The 19848-nt window shown below is 70.4% G+C and carries 15 protein-coding genes and 3 pseudogenes; 1 reads left to right on the top strand and 17 read right to left on the bottom strand.

The genetic code is table 11. The features are described from left to right. Positions 1 to 69: 69 nt before the first annotated feature. The 6 genes from P2Q00_RS35180 to bldG form a co-directional block, all read right to left on the bottom strand. On the bottom strand, positions 70 to 267 hold the full coding sequence (locus tag P2Q00_RS35180; RefSeq protein WP_275777836.1) for a hypothetical protein: 198 nt from the start codon (positions 265 to 267) through the stop codon (positions 70 to 72). 387 nt (positions 268 to 654) lie between these two features. After that, entirely contained in the window at positions 655 to 2190 is a 1536-nt protein-coding gene (locus P2Q00_RS35185; protein WP_275777838.1) for a DUF7059 domain-containing protein, read from the bottom strand. Between the two features lie 45 nt (positions 2191 to 2235). Next, positions 2236 to 2829, bottom strand: a complete 594-nt coding sequence (locus P2Q00_RS35190) for a small secreted protein (RefSeq protein ID WP_275777839.1) — start codon at positions 2827 to 2829, stop codon at positions 2236 to 2238. 192 nt (positions 2830 to 3021) lie between these two features. Then, the gene (locus tag P2Q00_RS35195) at positions 3022 to 5427 is read right to left on the bottom strand and encodes a sodium-translocating pyrophosphatase (RefSeq protein WP_275777840.1); all 2406 of its coding nucleotides are present in this window, start codon (positions 5425 to 5427) and stop codon (positions 3022 to 3024) included. A 297-nt stretch (positions 5428 to 5724) separates the two neighbouring features. After that, positions 5725 to 6156, bottom strand: coding sequence for an ATP-binding protein (locus P2Q00_RS35200; RefSeq protein ID WP_275777842.1), 432 nt, complete (start codon positions 6154 to 6156; stop codon positions 5725 to 5727). Between the two features lie 118 nt (positions 6157 to 6274). Further along, complete coding sequence (gene bldG / locus P2Q00_RS35205) at positions 6275 to 6616, bottom strand: anti-sigma factor antagonist BldG (protein ID WP_003975386.1); 342 nt, start codon at positions 6614 to 6616, stop codon at positions 6275 to 6277. A gap of 161 nt (positions 6617 to 6777) precedes the next feature. Between bldG and P2Q00_RS35210 the strand changes: the two genes are divergently transcribed. Further along, a complete protein-coding gene (locus P2Q00_RS35210) occupies positions 6778 to 9255 on the top strand; it encodes a DEAD/DEAH box helicase (protein ID WP_275777854.1) in 2478 nt (825 codons plus the stop codon). Here the strand turns inward: P2Q00_RS35210 and P2Q00_RS35215 are convergent. The 11 genes and pseudogenes from P2Q00_RS35215 to ssd form a co-directional block, all read right to left on the bottom strand. After that, positions 9209 to 9595: pseudogene (locus tag P2Q00_RS35215) on the bottom strand (Rv3654c family TadE-like protein); the annotation flags it as partial. The gene P2Q00_RS35210 and the pseudogene P2Q00_RS35215 overlap by 47 nt on opposite strands. Next, entirely contained in the window at positions 9592 to 9957 is a 366-nt protein-coding gene (locus P2Q00_RS35220) for a TadE family type IV pilus minor pilin (RefSeq protein WP_275777879.1), read from the bottom strand. The gene P2Q00_RS35220 and the pseudogene P2Q00_RS35215, both read right to left, overlap by 4 nt. Further along, positions 9944 to 10153: a DUF4244 domain-containing protein gene (locus tag P2Q00_RS35225; protein ID WP_275777881.1), complete on the bottom strand. Its 210-nt coding sequence runs from the start codon at positions 10151 to 10153 to the stop codon at positions 9944 to 9946. Before P2Q00_RS35225 ends, P2Q00_RS35220 begins: the two co-directional genes overlap by 14 nt. Before the next feature lie 96 nt (positions 10154 to 10249). Then, on the bottom strand, positions 10250 to 11038 hold the full coding sequence (locus tag P2Q00_RS35230) for a type II secretion system F family protein (RefSeq protein ID WP_275777882.1): 789 nt from the start codon (positions 11036 to 11038) through the stop codon (positions 10250 to 10252). Beyond that, a complete protein-coding gene (locus tag P2Q00_RS35235; RefSeq protein WP_275777884.1) occupies positions 11035 to 11895 on the bottom strand; it encodes a type II secretion system F family protein in 861 nt (286 codons plus the stop codon). The genes P2Q00_RS35230 and P2Q00_RS35235 overlap by 4 nt, the downstream gene beginning before the upstream one ends. Next, positions 11888 to 12208: pseudogene (locus P2Q00_RS35240) on the bottom strand (TadA family conjugal transfer-associated ATPase); the annotation flags it as partial. The pseudogene P2Q00_RS35240 and the gene P2Q00_RS35235, both read right to left, overlap by 8 nt. Positions 12209 to 12333: 125 nt before the next feature. Next, the gene (locus P2Q00_RS35245) at positions 12334 to 13296 is read right to left on the bottom strand and encodes a terpene synthase family protein (RefSeq protein WP_275777885.1); all 963 of its coding nucleotides are present in this window, start codon (positions 13294 to 13296) and stop codon (positions 12334 to 12336) included. A gap of 533 nt (positions 13297 to 13829) precedes the next feature. Further along, positions 13830 to 16298: a tyrosine-type recombinase/integrase gene (locus P2Q00_RS35250; protein ID WP_067116580.1), complete on the bottom strand. Its 2469-nt coding sequence runs from the start codon at positions 16296 to 16298 to the stop codon at positions 13830 to 13832. After that, positions 16298 to 17554, bottom strand: a complete 1257-nt coding sequence (locus tag P2Q00_RS35255; RefSeq protein ID WP_275777887.1) for a tyrosine-type recombinase/integrase — start codon at positions 17552 to 17554, stop codon at positions 16298 to 16300. Before P2Q00_RS35255 ends, P2Q00_RS35250 begins: the two co-directional genes overlap by 1 nt. Before the next feature lie 87 nt (positions 17555 to 17641). After that, positions 17642 to 18574, bottom strand: a pseudogene (locus tag P2Q00_RS35260) (TadA family conjugal transfer-associated ATPase); the annotation flags it as partial. Between the two features lie 47 nt (positions 18575 to 18621). Further along, positions 18622 to 19725: a septum site-determining protein Ssd gene (gene ssd, locus P2Q00_RS35265; protein WP_275777889.1), complete on the bottom strand. Its 1104-nt coding sequence runs from the start codon at positions 19723 to 19725 to the stop codon at positions 18622 to 18624. Positions 19726 to 19848: the final 123 nt, after the last annotated feature.

A 19848-nucleotide genomic window follows, 5' to 3' on the forward strand; every position in this document is an offset into this window, starting at 1 on the left:
CACCAGCCTTTTCGAGCCTGTCCGGAGGATCACCTCTCAATTAACGGAGCCGCAGCTCCGGGGCGGCTTTCAGACCCGGGTGAAGCACCAGGTTCCGAGGACCAGCATGATCACCGAGGCAAGGCTGGCAAGGGTCGCCGATGCGACGGGGTTCACACCGTGGGCGACCGGCTCACCGTGCCGCACCCGGACCACGGTCCACATCAGCAGCGCCCCGCCGAACAGGGCGAACACCATTCCCGCGAAGATCGCCGGTCCGCTCTCCATGGCTCCGCGTGCCCCTTTTCTCCCGTTCACGAGTGCCCAGCCCACGGAGACTGACACGCGCGGGCGGCGCACAGGCGAACCCGGGGTGAACGCGGAGCCGACGGACCTGTGGACTCACCCGGACTCTCACCCGGCCCTCACTCATGGCACGCGCTCGACCGAACCGGGCTTGGGTATGTTTCCGGTCGACTTCTTGTTGCCGGTCCGGCTCACCGTGCACGTCGGTGGGCGACTGCCGGTAACCCTTGCCGGCTCCCTTGTGTACGAGATATGCCGTACCGCTGCCGGCCGCGGTGGACCCCTTCTTCGTCGGCGGCACGACGTAGGCGTCCGGACCGGGACAGGTCGGCCACTGGTATGCCGCGCGCCCGTCCGCCGCCCCCGGCCTCAGGCAGGCTCCAGGAACCCCTGCTCCACCAGCAGCCTGATCTGCGCCGGCGTGCGGTCGCGCAGCAACACCGGGTCCTCGCCGACCAGTTGGGCGATCGCGTCCAGAATGCGGCCCGCGCTCAGCGAACCGTCGCAGACGCCCGCGAAGCCCGCGCCGACCGTGTCCACCTTCGTGGCCCGGCGCATCCCGCGGTGCTGGCGCAGCACGACGTGCTCCGGATCCTCGGCGCCGGGCAGCCCGACCTGCTCCTGGACCACCTCGGCGGCGAGCTTGAAGTGCCCTGCCAGCAGGGCCGCGTCGTCGTGCGCCCGCAGATAGTCGAGGCGGTCGAAGTGCGCCCGCACCGCGTCGCCCAGCGGCTGTTCGACCGGATGCGGCCACTCCTCCGCGGTGACCGAGGGCACGGCGGCTCCCGTCCTGCGCAGGGTGATCCAGCCGAACCCGACGGCCTTCACCTTGCGCGCCTCGAACTCGTCCAGCCACGCGTCGTACCGCGCCTGGTACTCGGCCGGGTCCTCGCGGTGGTCACCGGCGTCCCTGAGCCACAGTTCGGCGTACTGCGTGACGTCCTGGACCTCGCGCTGCACGATCCAGGCGTCGCACCCGCGCGGCACCCACGACCTGATCCTGTCCTGCCAGTCCTCCCCCTCCACGTGCTGCCAGTTGGCGAGGAACTGCGCGAACCCGCCCTCGTTCAGCCGCTCCCCCGCCTGCTGAACGAGCGTGCGGCACAGATCGTCCCCGCCCATCCCGCCGTCGCGGTACGTCAGCCGCGCGCCCGGCGAGATCACGAAGGGCGGGTTCGACACGATCAGGTCGTACTTCTCGTCGTCGCGCACCGGCTCGAACAGTGAGCCTTCGCGCAGATCGGCCGCCGGGGCGCCGGACAGCGCCAGCGTGAGCGCGGTGATGTGCAGCGCGCGCGGGTTGAGGTCGGTCGCCGTCACGCGCGTGGCGTGCTGCGCGGCGTGCAGCGCCTGGATTCCGGAGCCGGTGCCGAGGTCGAGGGCTGCGGAGACGGGCGTACGGACGGTGATGCCGGCGAGCGTCGTGGACGCACCGCCGACGCCCAGGACGACACCCTCGTCACGGCTGCCGATGCCACCGGCACCGCCGACCGCACACCCCAGGTCGGACACGATGAACCAGTCCTCGCCGCCGGGCCCGCCGTACGGCCGTACATCCACGGTCGCCGCCACGTCGTCCTTGGAGTCTCCGCCGACCCGCACCAGCCACCCGCTCTCCAGGCACGCGTCGACAGGCAGAACGCCCGCCACGCGCGCGTGCGGCACGGGCTGCTGCAGCAGGAACAGCCGTACGAGCACCTCCAGCGGCGTGTCCCCACGGGTCGCCCGGAGCGCGGGCACGGTCTCGCTGCGCGCCAGCGCCGCGTATGCCGGGGCGCCGAGCAGCTCGAGCAGCCCGTCGGCGGTGAAGGACGCCCCGAGCAGGGCGTCCCGCAGCCGGGCGGCGACGTCGGAACGGCCGGAGGCAGGGGCAGCAGGCAGGGCAGGCAGACCGGAGGTACTCACGCCCCCATTGTGGCGGGGACGAGGGGTCGGCTGCAGCCCCGGTTCTCAGCTCGCCGTCGCCGAAGGGGCCGCGGAGGCGCTCTTGCAGCTGGCCTGCTTGGCCATCGCCTTGCCCACGTCGCCCTCTTCGAGGTTCTTCAGGGCGTCGTTGCCGCTCGTGCTCAGCTTGTCCAGCGAGGTAGCGATGCCCTTGAGGCCGTCGGCGAACTTGGCCTGGTCCTTGACGTTGAGCCCGTCGACCTGCTTCTTCAGGGAGGCGTACGACGCGGCGATGCCGTCGAGCTCCTTGACGGCGTCCGTCTGCTTCTTCGCGCCGCTGTCGACATCGGGCGCCCCGGCCTTCTGGACCGCGTCACCGATCGCCTTGTAGGCGTCGGACATGTCCTGGAAGGCCTGTGCGTCGGTCTTGCGGACCTGGTCCGGCGTGCTGTTGTCCGAGGTCTCCTTCTGGATCGCGGCGTTGGCGGCCTCGATCTTCTTGGCCTGCGGCTGCACCGCGTCGCAGACCTGCTTGGCCCAGGCGTCCAGCTTGTCGTTGCCCTTGTTGTCGCTGGTGCATGCCGACAGCGCCAGTACCAGTACCGCACCGCCGGACAGTGCGGCCGCGAGCTTCTTGTTCACCGGATTGGTCCCTTCCATGGCTCTCGGCCCCGGAACATACACGCCGGGCGGACCACAGCCGTATGCCGAGCGACGACTATGACACCTTTTGTGCATATTCGCACCAGGCGAGAGAAGGCTCACGGTGAGGGCGTGGACACACGAGACGGGCGGGCGACGCGTCAACACGCGCCTCCCGCCCGCCCCTTGAGCCGGGCCTCGTGGGGCCGCCTACGAAACCACCGCAGGATCGGCCGACTTGGCCACCCGCTCGGCACCTCCCTCGTCGCCCACGGCGATCCCGCGGCGCTTGGAGACGTAGACCGCCCCGACGATGACGAGAAGGGCCAGGACCGCGATCGCGATCCGTACCCCGAGGTTCTTGTCGTCGCCGTAGCTGAACTTGATCACCGCGGGCGCGATGAGCAGCGACACCAGGTTCATCACCTTCAGCAGCGGGTTGATCGCGGGACCCGCCGTGTCCTTGAAGGGGTCGCCGACCGTGTCGCCGATCACCGTGGCGGCATGGGCCTCGCTGCCCTTGCCGCCGTGGTGGCCGTCCTCGACGAGCTTCTTGGCGTTGTCCCATGCGCCACCGGAGTTGGCGAGGAACACCGCCATCAGCGTGCCCGCGCCGATCGCACCGGCGAGGAACGCGCCGAGGGCGCCGACCCCGAGCGTGAACCCGATGAAGATGGGCGCCAGCACGGCCAGCAGACCCGGCGTGGTGAGCTCCCTGAGCGCGTCCTTGGTGCAGATGTCGACGACGCGCCCGTACTCGGGCTTCTCGGTGTAGTCCATGATCCCGGGGTGCTCGCGGAACTGCCGCCGCACCTCGTAGACCACGGAACCCGCCGACCGCGACACCGCGTTGATCGCCAGCCCCGAGAAGAGGAAGACGACCGCCGCGCCCGCGATGAGACCGACGAGGTTGTTGGGCTGTGAGATGTCCATCATCAGGCTCATCGGCGCGCCCGCTCCGGAGAGCTTCTCGCCGACGTCCTGCGCGCCGGTCGTGATCGCGTCTCGGTACGACCCGAAGAGCGCCGACGCCGCCAGGACGGCGGTGGCGATGGCGATGCCCTTGGTGATGGCCTTGGTGGTGTTGCCGACCGCGTCCAGGTTGGTGAGCACCTGAGCGCCCGCGCCTGTGACGTCGCCGGACATCTCGGCGATGCCCTGCGCGTTGTCGGAGACCGGACCGAAGGTGTCCATGGCGACGATCACGCCGACCGTGGTGAGCAGGCCGGTGCCGGCCAGCGCCACCGCGAACAGCGCGAGCATGATCGACGTACCGCCGAGCAGGAACGCCCCGTAGACGCCGAGGCCGATCAGCAGGGCGGTGTAGACGGCCGATTCCAGACCCACCGAGATACCGGCGAGAACGACGGTGGCCGGGCCGGTGAGCGAGGTCTTGCCGATGTCCATGACAGGGCGGCGGTTGGTCTCGGTGAAGTAGCCGGTCAGCTGCTGGATCACAGCGGCCAGCACGATGCCGATCGCCACCGCGACGACCGCGAGGATCCGCGGGTCGCCGTCCTTGGCCTTGATGGCGGCATCAGTGACGCCGTCGAGGTCCGAGTACTTGGACGGGAGATAGATGAAGACGGCCGCCGCCACCAGCACGAGCGAGATCGCCGCGGAGATGAAGAAGCCCCGGTTGATCGCGGTCATGCCACTGCGGTCGGCCCGGCGCGGGGCGACCGCGAAGATGCCGATCATGGCGGTGACGACACCGATCGCGGGCACGATCAGCGGGAAGGCGAGTCCGGAGTCGCCGAAGGCCACCTTGCCGAGGATCAGCGCGGCGACCAGGGTCACGGCGTACGACTCGAAGAGGTCGGCCGCCATGCCCGCACAGTCGCCGACGTTGTCGCCCACGTTGTCGGCGATGGTCGCGGCATTGCGCGGGTCGTCCTCCGGAATGCCCTGCTCGACCTTGCCGACCAGGTCGGCGCCGACGTCGGCGGCCTTGGTGAAGATTCCGCCGCCGACACGCATGAACATCGCGATCAGGGCGGCCCCGAGGCCGAAGCCTTCGAGCACTTTCGGCGCGTCGGCCGCGTACACCAGCACCACGCAGGAGGCGCCCAGCAGACCGAGCCCCACTGTGAACATGCCGACGACGCCGCCCGTACGGAAAGCGATCTTCATGGCTTTGTGCGAGACGGCGGTGAGATCCTTTTCGGGCTCGCCTTCTGCCGGGGTCGCTTCCCGGGCCGCCGCGGCGACACGGACATTGCTGCGGACGGCGAGCCACATGCCGATATAACCGGTGGCTGCCGAGAACCCCGCGCCGATCAGAAAGAAGATCGATCGTCCGGCGCGCTGATCCCAGTCGTCCGCGGGCAGCAGCATGAGCAGGAAGAACACGACCACGGCGAATACGCCGAGCGTGCGCAGCTGCCGGGCCAGATAGGCGTTCGCACCTTCCTGGACCGCTCCTGCGATCTCCTTCATGCTGTCGGTGCCCTCGCCCGCCGCGAGCACCTGGCGGACCAGGATGCCTGCGACCACGAGCGCGGCCAGTGCGACGACCCCGATGACCATCACGATGATCCGGTTGTCGTCCGTCAGTACTGCGGCTGCGAGGGTTGTGGGGTGGTCAAACTGATGAGGGGTAGAAAGCCCCGCCATTCGTCCTCCTTGACGCTTGGGCTGAGCTCAAGATGTGGACGGATTGTAGGTACCGCGACCTGATCAAAACAGTCCGCGGTAAACGGAATTGGCCTTCACATGCTCTTCAGCAAATGATCGACGTCACGCCACAGAACCCGAAAGAGGTAACGCCTCAAAGGCATTGACGCCTGCATTGACGCTTGATCAAATTATCGGGTGATTGATCGTGAATTCCTTCACGAATTCCCGGGAACGGCCGGAAAAACACCAAGGGCCCTGCTCAGCAGGGCCCTTGGACGTCGTACGAGGGTGGGGTCAGGGGAGCACCGCGGTGGGCGGTGTGGTCGGCCAGGTCATGCGGATCAGGCCGCCGTGCGCGCCGGCGGTCACCTCCACGTCGTCGACGAGGCCGCTGATGACCGCGAGGCCCATCTCGTCCTCCTCGGTCTCCACGTCCTCGCCCGCCGAGCCCGGCGCCCGGTCTCCGGGGGTCGAACGCGGTGCCTCGTCGCCGACCTCGATGAAGAACTGTTTCTCCTCCTCGACGAGCTGCACCTTCACGGGCGCCGTGATCCCGGCGCTCTGATGCAGTCCGACGGCACGGCTGCAGGCCTCGCCGACGGCGAGCCTGACCTCGTCGAGGACGGCCTCGTCCACTCCGGCCCTGCGCGCCACCGCTGCCGCCACCAGTCGGGCGGTCCTGACGTGCTCGGGCAGCGCGCTGAAGCGGAGTTCAACGGTGGCCATGCATCCCCCTCGGAACTTCGGGCGTGCTGTCGGGGGGCCGGGCTGCCGAAAGCCCGGACCCCCTCATTGAACTTCTTCCGCCTTGGGAGCGGTCCATTCCCGCTCCGTGGGGCGATGGTCAGTCGGTGGCCGCCACCGCTTCCTCGACCGAGGTGTGGATCGGGAACACCTTGGTGAGGCCGGTGATGCGGAAGATCTTCAGAATGCGCTCCTGGTTGCAGACCAGGCGCAGCGAGCCCTCATGGGCTCGTACCCGCTTCAGGCCGCCGACCAGCACGCCGAGCCCGGTGGAGTCGAGGAAGTCCACGCCCTCCATGTCTACGACGAGGTGGAAACTCCCGTCGTTCACCAGCTCGACCAGCTGCTCGCGCAGCTTGGGCGCGGTATATACGTCGATTTCGCCACCGACCTCGACGACCGTACGATCGCCGACGGTACGGGTCGACAGGGACAGGTCCACGGATCCTCCAGCACCTTGCTACTCGAGCGGTCGCCCCTCGGGACACCTCGGCAGAGCCCCCGGAACGGTTCGCCAGCCGCGATGGCATTCAATCACTTACGGCAGACGTGCACGACGCCTTGGTCCCATTGTCCGTCACGCCAGTGACACACTCGGTGCCGATGGCCAAGAATCACCGATCCGATCGATCCCCGACGGACCCCGTGTCCCGGCTCGCACCGGCCACGGTCCTGGGCCGGCTCGCCTCCGGGCCGAGCCGGGCTTCGCGCATCACTCATACGGAGCACTTGCCCCCGCGCGAGGGCCGCCATGCCGTCTGGCCTGACCGGATTCGCCCGGAAGTCATCGCCGCCGTGCAGGCAGCCGGCATCGAACACCCCTGGGCCCATCAGGCAAGGGCCGCCGAGCACGCCCTGGACGGCGACTCGGTGGTCGTCGCCACGGGCACGGCGTCCGGCAAGTCCCTGGCGTACCTCGTCCCGGTGTTCTCGACCCTCCTGGACGGCTCCGAGGCCCCGAACGGCCGCGGCGCCACCGCCCTCTACCTGGCCCCCACGAAGGCTCTTGCGGCCGACCAGTGCCGTTCTGTGAAGGAACTTTCACAATCTCTGGGAAATGCCGTACGACCAGCGGTGTACGACGGCGACACCCCCTTCGAGGAACGCGAGTGGGTCCGCCAGTACGCCAACTACGTCCTGACCAACCCGGACATGCTGCACCGCGGCATACTCCCGTCCCACCCCCGCTGGTCCTCCTTCCTGAAGTCGCTGAAGTACGTCGTCATCGACGAATGCCACACCTACCGGGGCGTCTTCGGCTCCCACGTCGCCCAGGTGCTGCGCCGTCTGCGGCGCCTGTGCGCCCGCTACGGCGCCTCGCCCGTCTTCCTGCTGGCCTCCGCGACCGCCGCCGAGCCCTCGGTCGCCGCCCGCCGTCTGACCGGCCTCCCGGTGGTCGAGGTGGCCGACGACGCCTCCCCGCGCGGTGAACTGGTGTTCGCCCTCTGGGAGCCCCCGCTCACGGAGATGCAGGGCGAGAAGGGCGCTCCCGTCCGCCGTACCGCCACCGCCGAGACGGCCGACCTCCTGACCGACCTCACGGTGCAGGGCGTCCGGTCGGTCGCCTTCGTGCGCTCCCGGCGTGGCGCCGAGCTGATCTCGGTGATCGCCCAGGAGCGTCTCGCCGAGATCGACCGCTCCCTCGCCCGGCGTGTCGCGGCGTATCGCGGCGGCTACCTCCCCGAGGAGCGCCGCGCCCTCGAACAGGCGCTGCACTCCGGCGAACTCCTCGGCCTCGCCGCCACGACCGCCCTCGAACTCGGCATCGACGTCTCGGGACTGGACGCCGTGGTGATCGCCGGCTATCCGGGCACGCGCGCTTCCCTGTGGCAGCAGGCGGGCCGCGCCGGACGGGCCGGGCAGGGGGCGCTGGCCATCCTGGTCGCCCGCGACGACCCCCTGGACACCTTCCTCGTCCACCACCCCGAGGCCCTGTTCGACCAGCCCGTGGAGTCCACGGTCCTCGACCCCGACAACCCGTACGTCCTGGCCCCGCACCTGTGCGCGGCCGCCGCGGAACTGCCGCTCACGGACGAGGACTTCGAGCTCTTCGGCCCCGCCTGCGAGGACCTGCTGCCCCAGCTGGAGGCCGCGAAGCTGCTGCGCCGCCGCACCAAGGCCTGGCACTGGACGCGCCGGGAACGGGCCGCGGACCTCACCGACATCCGCGGCGAGGGCGGCCGGCCGGTCCAGATCGTCGAGTCCGGCACGGGCCGCCTGCTCGGCACGGTCGACGCGGGCGCCGCCCACACGACCGTCCACGAGGGCGCGGTCCACCTCCACCAGGGCCGTACGTACCTGGTCCGCTCCTTCGACCTGGAGGACTCCGTCGCCCTGGTCGAGGAGGCGAACCCCTCGTACTCGACAGTCGCCCGCGACACGACGTCCATCACCGTCCTGGAGACGGACACCGAGATCCCCTGGGGCGACGGCCGCCTCTGCTACGGCTCTGTCGAGGTCACCAACCAAGTGGTCTCCTTCCTGCGTCGTCGGCTCATCACCGGTGAGGTGCTCGGCGAGACGAAACTCGACCTCCCTCCTCGTACGCTGCGCACCCGCGCGGTGTGGTGGACGGTCACCGAGGACCAGTTGGACGAGGCCCGGATCAACCCGGAGATCCTCGGCGGCGCCCTGCACGCCGCCGAGCACGCGTCGATCGGCATGCTGCCCCTCTTCGCGACCTGCGACCGCTGGGACATCGGCGGGGTCTCCGTCCCGCTGCACCCCGACACCCTCCTCCCGACGGTCTTCGTCTACGACGGCCACCCGGGCGGCGCGGGCTTCGCCGAGCGCGCCTTCCACACCGCCCGTGCCTGGCTCACCGCCACCCGCCAGGCCATCGCCTCCTGCGAGTGCGAGGCCGGCTGCCCGTCCTGCATCCAGTCCCCCAAGTGCGGCAACGGCAACGATCCGCTGCACAAGAGGGGGGCGGTGCGGTTGCTCACGGTGCTGTTGCGGGGGGCGCCGGAGGGGAAGGCCGGGGAAGAGCCGGTGGCGGGGACGCCGGAGCGGAAGGCCGAGACGCAGCCTGGGCCGGCGGCTCCGACTGCACCGGCCCCGCAGGCCCCGCCCGCGCCCTGACCTCCGCCGCGAACGGCCCCCGCCCCGACGCCGCCGTCACATCCGAGATCTCGCCGACGATCGCGCACCGCACCAGCCGCGTGCCCTGTGCCCGGGCCACCCGGTCGGCCCGGGCACAGGCCACCGCGGTGCCGTCCGCCCAGCGATCGGCCGCCGCGAGCGCAGCGAGGTCCGCACCGCCGGCCGCACGGTGCCGGACCACGACGGCCTGCCCGAGGGCGAGCACGACACCGAACACCACGCACAGCACGGCGATCGCACCGACGCTCCAGACGGTGGCGGAACCACGGTCCCCGCCCCGGGCGGCGGCCCACCGGCGCCCCGGGAAGCCGCCGGTCACGGCCCCACCCCCACGGTGTCCTCCGCCGCGGCCACGGCCTCCTCCCGTACGTCGAACGGCAGACCGCGCAGCATCGGCGGTCTGGCCACCACGACCACGCGGACCTGCTCCCCTTCCCGGCCGACCGTGACCTTCGCACCGCGCGGGGCCGCCTCACGGGCCACCTGGACGACCTTGTCGGCCGGATCCTGCCGGGCTGCCGCACGCGCCCCGGTCCGCGCCGCGTCCACGCACTGGATCTGCGCGGCCACGACCAGCAGCCCCCACACCAGCGCCATCGTGAACATCACCAGCACGGGCAGCACCATGGCCGACTCCGCGGTCACAAATCCCCTGTCGCCGCCCTTCTCACATCTGCGCATCGAGCGCCCGCTTCACGATGCCCTGCAGCTCCGCGCCGACCTCACCGCTCGTCACGACCTTGTAGAGGACCACTGCGAACGCCACCGCCGCCACGATCCCCATCGCGTACTCCGAGGTGACCATCCCTGCGTCCCGCCGCGCCGCACGCGCCCTGCACACCAGGGCACGCAGCCGCGCCCGTACCGCCTTGTACATCTCAACCCCCGTGAGGTTCAGTCCCGTTGACCATTCACTGCTCGATTCACTTCACTGCTCGATGCCGGCGCCCGAGCGCCGTCCGCCCCGCTGCCGTCATCCACCACCCCCTCCCAGCACCCCACCCGCAAGCCCGATCACCACGGGCAGTACGCCGACCGTGATGAACGCGGGCAGGAAACACAGCCCAACCGGCGCGGTGACCATGACGGCCGCCCGGCGGGCCCGTGCCGTCGCGGTGCGTGCCCAGTCGGCGCGGACGTCCGCCGCGAGCCGTGCGACCGGTGTGGCGGCGGGGAGTCCGGACACGCCGGCCCGTTCCAGCAGCCGGGCCAGGGCTCCGGCACCGGGCAGCGCGGCCAGCCGCCGCCAGGCCTCGGCCGGTTCGCCGCCGAGCCGCACCTCGGCCGCACCTCGCGCCAGCGCGTCCCCGACGGGGCCGCCCAGTGCCTCGCCCACGGCCTGTGCCGCGACCACGGGCCCGGCACCGGCAGCGATGCAGGCGGCCACCAGATCGGCCGAGAGCGGGAGTTGACGGGCCGCCTCAGCCGGGTCGTAGGCCTGCGCGCCGCGTCCGGCCGCCTGCCGCCCACGCCACCGCCACAGCCCGCCCGCGACAGCCAGCCCCACCGCCACCCCGGCGAGGCCACCGACCAGTACCCACGCGGCGCACACCACCCCCACCGCGGGCAGCCACCGCCGCGCGAGATCCCGTACCTCGAAGCGCGGCCGGGCCTTCATCGCCTCGACGTCGGCCACCAGCTCGGCCAACCGCCTGCGCACTCTCCGCTCACGCCGTACGGCCGCCAGCCGGCGCAGCAGCCAGCCGAGGACGAGCAGCATCCCCACGGCCGCCCCCAGCCTGTGGACAACTTCCGTGCTCATGCCGCCTCCGCTCCCCGCACGATCCGCATCGCCCACCACATCCCGAGGCCCTCCAGCAGACCGCCGACCAGCAGGCAGCCCAGCCCGGCTCCGGTGTGCAGCAGCACATGCAGGGGGTCGGCCCCGAGGGCGGTACCCAGGGCGAGCCCCAGAGCCGGCAGCCCCGCGAGCATCACCGCCGTGGACCGCGCCCCGGCCAACTGGGCGCGCAGATCGGCGCGTTGGTCCCGCTCGGCACGCAATGCCCCTTCGAGTCGGTCGAGTCCGGCGGCGAGGCCCGCGCCCTGGTCCACAGCCACCCGCCAGCACGCCGCGAGGCCCAGCAGTCCCTCGGCGCCCGGCTGCCGTGCCGCCATCGCAAGGGCGCCCGGTACATCGCCGCCGAAGCGCGCCGCCGCCAGCACCGCCGCCTGTGCGCCCCCGAGGCCGCCGGAGTCCCGCGCGGCACGCGGCAGCGCATCTCCCGGCTGCCGTCCGGCCCGCACCTCCCCGGCGAGCGCCCCGCACAGGGCGATCACCGCGTCCCCGCGGCGCTCCCGTGCTCGCCGGGCTTCTGCGGCCAGCCGTACCCGCCGCAGCAAGGGCATCCCGGCCGCCCCCGCGACGACCGGCAGCACCGACGCGCCCAGCACCGCCAGCACCGCCCCGGCGGCCAGCGCCCACCACTCGGGCCGCAGCCGCCCGCGGATCCGCCGCACTCCCCCGGCGACCTCCCGCCAGGACGGCGGCCCGGTGCCCACCACCCCGCCGCCCGCGAGCAACAGCTGCGCACGCCGCGCCCCGGAGTGCCATCCGCCCATCAGCAGGGCCGCCGCACCGGCGCACACCACGGCCGCCCCCATCGCCGTCTCACCCATGACGTCCCCCTTCGAAGAACTCGCTGTCGAGCAGCCCCCGCAGCCGCTCCCACCCCCGCTCGTGCACGAACGCCTCCGCGCCCCATCGCAGCGCCGGCACGGTCCGCACCAGCCCCGACGGATCCCGCTCCAGTACGTGCACCTCGGCGATCCGCCGCCGCCCGGCCCGGTCCCGCACGAGATGCAGGACCACCGAGAGCGCCGCCGCCAACTGGCTGTGCAGCGCGGCCCGGTCGAGCCCGGCCGCCGTACCGAGCGCCTCCAGCCGGGCCGGTACGCCGGCGGCGGCATTGGCGTGCACGGTGCCTTCTCCGAACTAAGTGCCTTTAAGAAACCCCCGAGCACGGACCTGCGTCGTGCCTGGCTGCGGCGCTCCGGGCACTGGTCATCGTCGTCATGCCGGTCAGTGGACGGGAGGCGGCGAAGGACCTTCGCAGTTCAGGCAGGTTCAACGTGATAGCGAGCGGAATTGCGGTGCCAGCCATCCATGTTGGCGATCCAGTCGCGCATGCTCAGCAGGCAGCGCCGAAGTCCATGACGTGTCTGCTCATCCAGGCCGGAGTCGTCCACGGCTCGGGAGGCTAGGGCTTGCTCGGCCTGGAGGTAGTCCTCAACGGCACCGGTCATGCGCTGAAGGGCCGCATGGACGGCATCCTCCTGGCTGCACCCTCTCGCCCGGCTGATCACCGTGATGATGTTGTGGGGATCGTTGACGGCCCGCTCCTTGGCGAGGGAGTGCAGGTCGTTGCAGCACGCGCAGTAGTCGGCGACAGCGATGATGCACGCCTGGTACGGGGCAGAGCAGTAGAGATGCTGCGGGAGTTCGGTCCGGGAGGCGAGCTCAATCAGGTCCGCCCACACGAACATGCCAACCGAGCGGCGCCGCATGTCGAGGAAGTCCTCGATGGTCTCGATGTGTCCGATTCTCCGGTTGGTGAACTCCCGGTCGTTGACGTCGATCACGTCGGTCCAGTGCTGTGTGTAGCGCTGCCACCAGGCGTCCGAGAAGTGGCGGCGCGTGCGCACCAGAAGGTCGGCGAACGCACGCGGGGTGGGATGAGCCGTGGCCAGCGCTCCGGCTGGATCGCGAAGACACGCGCGCAACTGGGCAGCCTGCTGCTGCCACTCGGCTTCCCGTCCCTCCACGGCGAACTTGTTGACCTGGTCGTCCCAGATGAAATACCAGGAGCACAGGTCCGCCATGATCTGTGCGCCTTCGCGTGTGGCGTCGAAGGAGTACAGCGTCGCCAGGTCCGGGTAGGCGAGCTGGTCGAAATTCTCGGCCACCTGCGGCGACATCATCCTCATCGCCTCTGTCCAGACCCTTGTCTGGGCGCAGATGCTGCGCGCCTGTGGATGGGTCCTGCCGGTGAACGGGATGGCAACGCGTCCGACGCTCATTGTTCTTTCCTCTCGCGCGGGCCATGGAGTCGGCTGTTTTTCTCGCCGGACACGTCCAGGAAACGGCAGCCACAATGAGGCCAACCGCTCCCGCGCATGGGCCTCATCATGACGCGCACCAGCCGTTTGTCACAGGGGTGTAGGGCCGGCGCGTGATGTGAGATCGGCACCGGAATTTGCGCCTGGCGCACGCGGGCCCGGGGTCCTCACAAACGACCGAAAGCGCAGGTCGGCACGCACCAGGTGCACGACCCGCGCAGAGAAGGGCGTATGCGTCATCCAGCGCTGAACGAAGCGGCCAACACCTTCGGCTGAGCTCGATGATCAGAGGTCTCTACACAGTCACTAATGCGACCTCGACTTGACCTGGTGAGAAGGCCGTCGCGCGAGGAACTGCCGAGGGAGCCATCCGAGAGACGTTGCGGCAGGTGTTCGGGGAGCTCTGCAGGGGCTAAGACTCGAGGTGGCCTGCAGTGATGCGGGCCACCCCGTCGGCGCGCTCGCTGGTTCTCAGCCTTCGCGAAGCGGCCTCGTCATGTGCCCTCGGCGGTCCGGACTGTCAGTTGGCTGAGTGTCGGAATCCCGAGGAACACCGACGAGTTCTGTCGGGCCAGGCGGGCATCCAACAGGGCGATCTTCTCCTCTGCGGCGGCGAGGCTGACCGAGAGGCCTTCGACCTCACCGAGCCATCCCTCGGTTTGCGCTTCAGTGATTCTGTCCTCGAGGTTCTGCCGGATCTCTTCCAGCCGGCCGCGGTCTTCCGACCCGACGATGAGGACGGGGCATCGAACGCATGCGTGCTCGTGGGCGCAATCTGTCCCGTAAGCGCGGCCACACTGCCCGAGGGCGAGCTTCCGACGCTCGAAGTGACCGAGGAACTCTTCCCATTCCTCGGGACTCACCGACCGGTACTCTTCCGAGGGCCTGAGCGTGCGGCGGCGGGCGATGAACGCCCGATGCGCCTCGATTGCCTCCGCCGGATAGATAGCCGCGTAACCCATCGTGGTGTTGATGTTGCGGTGACCTGCAATGACTTGCGCGATGTGGGGCGGGAGGCCGTTCATGATGGCGTCGGTGATGAAGATGCGGCGGAAGTCGTGGGGCTGGAACTGCAGCGGCCGCCCGCTGCTGTCGACGAGGCCTGACGCGGCGAGCGTGTCGTTCAGCGCCCGCCGGATGCTGCTGATCGAGATGTGCCGGTTCTCGCCAGACACCTGCCACTGGTAGAGAACCGGCATGGGAGGGTTCCAGATCCGCTCGTTGGAGTCGTAGGTTCCAACGGACGGCACCGTGCCGTCGGCTCCGCGGACACGTTGGATCACCGCGCTGAGGACGTCTGCCAGTTCCGGGTTGATCAGCAGGAGTCGCTCCTGGTCCGTTTTGGACGGGGCGATCTGCAGCAGCGGGACGACATCGCCTGTCGTGGGCAATTTGTAGCTGATGATGCTGTGGTGCCCGAGCTCAAGGAGTTCCTCGATGCGGATGCCGGTGTGCCTCAGGATCTCGATGGTGGCCCAGGCGAAGAACGCGTGCTTCTCCTCGGTGCGGAGGCTGCGCACCTTGCCGTCGGCGTTGAAGACCTTCCCCGGCTTGCCGTCGACTCGCGTCGTTGTCTTGGGCAGCGTGAACGTCTCGCCCAGGACGGTGACTTGGGAACCGAGCGGGGCACTCTCGACTGCTTCGAGGCGGACCCTGGCCTCCTTCAGGCGCCGGTTCGCCGCGCGGATCAGGGCCGGCAGAACCGGCAGCCGCTCTCTCGTGCGCTGGTCGGTCCTGGCCTTCTGCTCGCGCTCGACCTTCTTGACCGTGCAGTCGGCCTCGCTGATCGGGTTGGGAGCCGCCCACGGCCCCCAGCGTTCCGGCTCCTCCAGCGCCCAGGCGGCGATGTCCAGGTAGAACGCCCGCACCAGCATCTTCGTGGACGCCGCGCTCGTGCGGGGTGCCAGCTCCTTCGTGAGCGATCCGTCGATCTGGCGCCGGTGAACGGTCTTCACCGCGATGCGGGCTTTCCAGCCCTCTGCGACCTCGGGCGCCAGCCGGAGGCTGTCGATGCCCGGGTGGTGCCGTTCGAGGTCCGCCCAGAACAGTCTCGCGAGAGCGGACGACATGTTCTTCAGGGAGTTGTAGTCGAGGCTCGGCTGTCGTTCCTTGAGGTAGTCGACGATCAGGTCGCGAACCGGCTTGCACTGCAGGTCGTATCGGTCAACGAGGTCTTCCGGGCTGACCTGCCCTGTTCGGGCGCCCAAGTGGTGGAAGGTCCCGGGAGCGTGAGCGGGGAAGTTGCCGCGGTCCCTGAGCCAGACGTATGCCAGGCGGATGCCGCTGTGGACCGAACGTCCCGTCACGGGATAGAAGGACAGCAAGTCCCCGACGGTGATGTCCTTGAGGCGTCCGCCGTAGGCGGCGATGATCCGTGCCAGCGTGTGGACGGCTCGATCGCCCACGTTCGAGGTCCACTCGCTCTCGGGCATGGACGCCCTCAGCTCCTCGAACCCTTCGGGGTCACGCGTGCGGATGATCTCGGCCGGCAGGTATCGAGAGGAGTTGCCCGCGAGCCAGCGAGGGCTGGGCCGGATGACGTCTGCGCAGGTCAGTGTGAGCACTCCGGCGGCGAGGTAACCCAGGCTGGTCTTCTTGGCGCTGACTTGCCCGGTGGCGTTGAGCCAGTCCTGGGGAGCCGAGGCCCAGTCGGCATAGGTGGTGGCCGGGCTCGCGTTCCACCGCTCCTGCCAGGTGTCTCCCGGGAAGGTCTCAAGCCAGTCCAGCATGTGCTGGCAGCCAGTCCTGCGCGCGTACTGGGTGAGTTCCCGGGCAGCGTTCAGCGGGGGATGCTCGATGCGCGCCATAACCTCCCTGAGGGAGGCGCTGGTGGCCGGCCAGTCGGTGATCCGTGGCCGGGGCGGGAAGGACCGGATGACGTTCGCGGCGTCCCGTCCGCGAAGCGGTCTCGCACTCGTGGGGCCCGCGGCGACCGGCGAGGAGAACAGCAGGTCAGTCGTCATCAGAACCCGCCCCCGAACAGGACGTTCAGCGACGCGGGGTTGTACTCGGGGTCCCGACGGACCGGCTGGGTCTTGCGCCGCTGTTCCATCCGGGCGTGGTGGGCGAGCCCGGCCGCGATGACGTCATCCCTGCCAGGCCGGTTGTAGATATCCAAGGTCGCCAAGTGCTTGTGGCCGAGGATGTGCTGGACATAGACGGGCGGCATGTCAGGGTCGTCGAGCATCATGAACGAAGCGGTGTGCCGCAGATCGTGAAGGGTCCAGTTGGCGCCCAGGAGGTCGTTCGCGCGGTTGAACATCATGCGGGCCGCGTCGTACTCCAACGGCCGCCAGGGACGCCGTAGCGTCCACCACAGCGGATGCCGACGGCCTCGCGGAACTCCCTTCTTCCAGGCTTCTTCCTGGTAGAGCCGAAGCCATACGAACGCATCGGGAGTCGCGGGCAGTTCTTGGTAATCGCGCGTGCCTTTGCGGGTCACGCCGATGGTCTGCTGGCCAACGATCGCGCCGCCCTGTGTGGCGGTGAGGAGTTCTTCGGCGCGGGCGCCCGTAGCGACCCAGAAGGCCAGCAGAGCGCGGTCCCGGTGCGAGCGGAGGCCCGCGAAGACCTCGGTGTACTTCTCCTCGGGGATACGGCGTGGGATCTCCTGCGGCACCGTGGGCCGGTAGAGACCAGTGCGCTCCTTCTTGTGGTCGTCCTCGGGATTGCGGTGGGCATTGGCGCGTGCCGAACGCCGGTTGCGGACGAGAGGGAAGGGGTTGACCAGCAGCGACCCGCTGTTGCGGTCCAGGTGGAAGTCGTAGAACGACCGGAGCACGGTCTCGCAGTGCGCCCGGGTTCGCGGAGCGTACTTCCGGCCGATGGAGGGCTTTCCGGTCACTGGGTTTGGTGACCCTGGTGCGGGCCTGCCGACTCGGGAAGGCCGGGGGATGTCGGCGGGGTCCTTGTCGCGGTGACGCCAGTGGACGCGTACCGGCTTGTCCCCAAGCTTCATCCACAACATGAAGTCCCGGGCATCCTCACGTGTCGCGCGGTCCCACTCGATCCCCAAGGCCCACAGGAAGCGCCACCAGCGGAGCAGATCCATCCCGTACGACCGCGGCGTCAGCACCGAACTGTCCGCGGCCATCAGGTCCTTGAAGTACACCGCGGCCGGCTCGACCGGCCTCCCGAACGAATCAAGGAGCTGTACGGGCTCCCAGGGGTCATCCGTCTCGAGTAACTGGCCTGTCTCGGGCAGCACAAAGCTCTTCATGTCCCTTCCGGGACGTTGTTCACCAGGCATGCCGGGAAGCTAGCAGAAACCCCAACTGACCTGCGAAAACACCTAAGTTAGTTCGGTCAACACGCCGCAGCCGCCTTCGTGGCCGGTGTTCAACGCGGCCAGCAGATGCACCACTTCGGGCCCGCGCACCTCGCCCACGACCAGCCGGTCCGGCCGCATCCGCAGCGCCTGCCGCACCAGGTCCTGGAGCGTGACGAGTCCCGCGCCCTCCTGGTTGGCGGGTCTGGTCTCCAGCCGTACTACGTGCGGATGGTCCGGCCGCAGCTCCGCCGAGTCCTCGGCCAGCACAATCCGCTCACCGCGCCCGACCAGCCCCAGCAACGCGCTCAGCAGCGTCGTCTTGCCACTGCCGGTCCCGCCACTGACGACGAACGACAGCCGCGCCTCGATCAGCGCCCGCAGCACGCGGTCCCCGCCCGGCGGCACCGTGCCCGCCGCGACCAGTTCGTCGAGCGTGAAGGCCCGAGGCCGTACGACGCGCAGCGACAGGCATGTACACCCCACGGCCACCGGAGGCAGCACCGCATGCAGCCGCGTCCCGTCGGGCAGCCGGGCGTCGGCCCACGGCCGCGCGTCGTCGAGCCGGCGTCCGGCCACCGCGGCCAGGCGCTGCGCGAGACGTCGTACGGCGGCCGCGTCCGGGAAGGAGACCGACGTCAGCTCCAGCCCGCCGCCCCGGTCGACCCAGACCCGGTCCGGAGCGGACACCAGCACATCGGTCACCGACGGATCGGCGAGCAGCGGTTCCAGCGGCCCGCTGCCGACCAGTTCGGACCGCAACTGCTCGGCCGCACCGAGGACTTCGGCGTCCCCCAGGACCCGCCCCTGCTCCCGCAGGGCCTGCGCCACGCGCGCGGGTGTCGGCTCGGCCCCGCTCTCGACCAGCCACTGCCGTACGCCGTCCAGGAGCCCGGAGAGCAGTTGGGGAGCAACGGCCGAGGATGCCGGACCGCCACCGGACCGCCACCCCGCCCTGGAAGGCCCCCGCATCGAGGCGATCACCGAGCCGCCCAGCCCTTCGCCTCCCGCATACGTACTCATGCGCTCCCCGCCTCCGTCAGCGCCCGCTCCCAGAACTCCTTGCAGAAGCGCGCCAGGGGCCCGCGGCCGTCGGCGGCGGGCGGCATCCTGCCCTCCCCCGGGCGCAACAGCCCCGACTCCACGGGCAGCTCGCCGGCCAGGGGCAGTCCGAGCAGCCGCGCCACCTCGCGGTCGTCGAGTCCGGGCGCATACGGCCCTCGTACCGCGACCCGCAGGTCGCGCAGGACCATGCCGACGGCGGACGCCACCCGGCCGGCCGCAGCGACGGCGCGCAGCTCGCCGGGGGCCACCAGAAGGCCGAGATCGAGCTGGGCGAGGGCCTCGGCGACTCCGTCGTCGATGCGGCGCGGCAGGTCGACGACCACGGTGCCGCCCCGCCGCCTGGCCGCCGCGAGTACCGCCCGAACGGCCTGGGCCGGGACGGCGATGCGGTCGCCGCGGTCCCAGCTGAGCACCCGCAGGGAGTGGAGCTGCGGCAGCGACTCCTCCAGGGCGCCGCCGCCGACCCGCCCGCGGGAGGCGGCGAAGGCGGGCCAGCGCAGTCCCTCGGCGCTCTCGCCGCCGAGCAGTACATCCAGTCCGCCGCCCAGTGGATCGGCGTCCACGAGCAGGGTGCGCAGCCCCTCGCGCGCGGAGGTGACGGCGAGGGCGCACGCGAGCGTGGACGCTCCGGCCCCGCCGCGTCCCCCGATGACGCCCACCGTGAGAGCGGGCCTGCCCACGCCCTCGGCCACATCGGCGATGCGGTCGACCAGCCACTGTTCGCCGTCCGGGAGCATCAGGACGTGGTCGGCGCCGATCTCGACGGCCCGGCGCCAGACCCCGGAGTCGTCCTGGTCGCGGCCGACCAGCACCACTCCTCGTCTGCGTGCGGCCCCGCGCACCCGCCGCACGGCGTCGTCGCCGACCAGGACGAGCGGTGCGGCCTCCCAGCCGCCCGCGCGCTCCGGCACCGAGTGGTGGACCTCTGGTGTCGCTCCTGCCGCGGCGCACAGGCGCAGCAGGTCGTCGAGGAGTTCGACGTCCTCCGTGACGATCAGTGGTCCGGCCTGCCGCCCCGAGGCGGCGGGCGGCGGTTCGTGTGTGACGGCTCCGGCCACGGTCTCCGTCCCCCTTCGCTGCATCTCTCGCGCAGCCCCTGCGGCCCCGCGATTCCCAAACGTGTGAAGAACCGGCAACCGGCCCCCATATGAACGGCCGATACGAACCGGCCAAACCCGCCC

The sequence above is a fragment of the Streptomyces coacervatus genome (assembly GCF_029223485.1).
Taxonomy (GTDB): domain Bacteria; phylum Actinomycetota; class Actinomycetes; order Streptomycetales; family Streptomycetaceae; genus Streptomyces; species Streptomyces coacervatus.